The sequence below is a fragment of the Sporolactobacillus vineae DSM 21990 = SL153 genome (assembly GCF_000377985.1).
GTDB lineage: Bacteria > Bacillota > Bacilli > Bacillales > Sporolactobacillaceae > Sporolactobacillus > Sporolactobacillus vineae.
Map to the genome: position 1 here is coordinate 1 of NZ_KB899082.1, position 1,905 is coordinate 1,905.

The window sequence follows — 1,905 nt, forward strand, 5'->3', positions numbered from 1 at the left end:
ATCGAGTAGGAGGAAATCTTCGATTTCCGACCTCTCACACCACCGTACGTACGGATCCGTATACGGCGGTTCAACAACTTAAGCACTCTGAATATGCTGGAGTGTCTTGGAAAGATTAACCAGTCCAAGATGCTCCAGCTTTTCATTCGTCAGGGTGTAACAGAGCGTCTTGCTATGCGCCGTCCGCCAGTACCCTTTACGGGTGTTGGCGAAAGTGAAGGCTTGTGCTTCCGGCATCCCTAACTTCCGGAGTTTTCTGAAACGGGTCCTTATTTTCTTCCATGATTTCCAGATATATTGACGAATTCTCGAGCGGAGCCACTCGTCCAGACGTTGGATGAAGCTTTTCAGCTGTCCCATTCCGTAGTACTGGAGCCAGCCTCTCATTTTCGACCGGATCTCTCCAAGAAGAACATCAAGACTGCGTCCCCTATTGCGTTTGGTCATTTGCTTCAGGGTCATTTTGACGCGCTTCTTGGTTTTCATGCTGGGCCGCGCATAGGCACCGTTATGGGAGGCGCCAAGGGAGAAACCCAGGAAGTTAAGTCTCAGTGGCGAACCCACGCACGTCTTTTCCCGGTTGACCGTCACTTTCAGGTCTTTCTCCAGGAACTTGGTGACACTGGCGAGAACTCGGTATCCTGCGCGCCGGCTTTTGACATAGATATTACAGTCATCCGCATAGCGCACGAATTCATGGCCCCTTGCGGTAAGCAACTGATCCAGTTCATTGAGATAGATGTTGGCCAGCAGAGGCGACAGGTTCCCACCTTGCGGTGTTCCCTTATCCGTTGCCTCGAAGAGCCGACCGTTCATCACTCCACTCGTCAGGAACCTGCGGATCAAATGCAAGAGCCACGGATCGTCAATATACTGACTGATAAATTTCATAAGAAGATCGTGATTGACCGTATCGAAGTAGGCTTTCAGGTCTAAGTCCACAACATAGTGATAGCCCTGATTGTAGAGCGCGATCACTCGGCGGATCGCATCATGAGCACTGCGATGCGGCCTAAATCCATAACTGCGATCTGAAAACGCCCTTTCGAACGTTGGCATCATCACTTGAGCCACGGCCTGCTGGATCATTCGATCAACAACGGTCGGTACGCCAAGCTTACGCTTGGAACCATCCGGCTTGGGAATTTCTACACGCTTTACCGGGGCTGGTTTATAGGTTCCATCACGCAAGGATGCGAGTAGTTCTTTTCCATGTTCTTTAAGGTAGGGCAGTGCTTCTTCTGTGGTCATTCCGTCAATTCCTGCCGCGCCCTTATTACGGCTTACTCGAAGGTAGGCCCAATTCAGGTTCTTTCGCGACAGGACACGCTCCATCATTGAAGTGCCATTCTCAGTTGTACTTTCACCAGAAGCCATACTACGCGCCCCGGAATACTCCTGGCCTTCCATGCCTGCCCTCTTCCGGCGGTCAGCTTTATCTTCTGTTTTCTGCGATTGTCGCATGGCTTCCACCTCCAGTATCAATGAGAATTGTTATTATTCAGTCCTTCACTGCCGAAGGCAGCTACTATGACCTCGGCTGACTTCTGCATCATTCAGCCGCACATCGCTGCGCAGTTTGTCGCTGTAGGACCTTTCGTCCTTCTTGTCAGCCACATATGGTGCAGATCTCCCCGGGTAAGAGCGATAACCTTCGTGCCATGTCACTGCCAGCTCTACTGCTTGTCATTTTGAGCGGTATTGGACTTTGGTTTGTTTAGCAACCTTATCCATGACGCACAGCCTTATAGCTGGTTCTTATGCATCAGTTCAGCACTTTGCTTTAGACTTCCTTCAGATTCTCCCTCACGGGGGACACCCTTGTCCTCAGCTAGTAGTTCCGACCGCTACAGCCTACAGCGGACTTTCACCGCCAAATTATCGCCCATGCCGGGCGCACTAAAA

1 protein-coding gene is annotated in these 1,905 nt (G+C 51.0%); it reads right to left on the reverse strand.

The features are described from left to right. Positions 1–78: 78 nt before the first annotated feature. Positions 79–1,464, reverse strand: a complete 1,386-nt coding sequence (ltrA, locus tag D889_RS0114740; protein ID WP_010632961.1) for a group II intron reverse transcriptase/maturase — start codon at positions 1,462–1,464, stop codon at positions 79–81. Positions 1,465–1,905: the final 441 nt, after the last annotated feature.

What these genes read in the sequence shown, in the direction of transcription:
- ltrA (WP_010632961.1), bottom strand. Translation starts at nt 1,464, where the DNA reads ATGCGACAATCGCAGAAAACAGAAGATAAAGCTGACCGCCGGAAGAGG.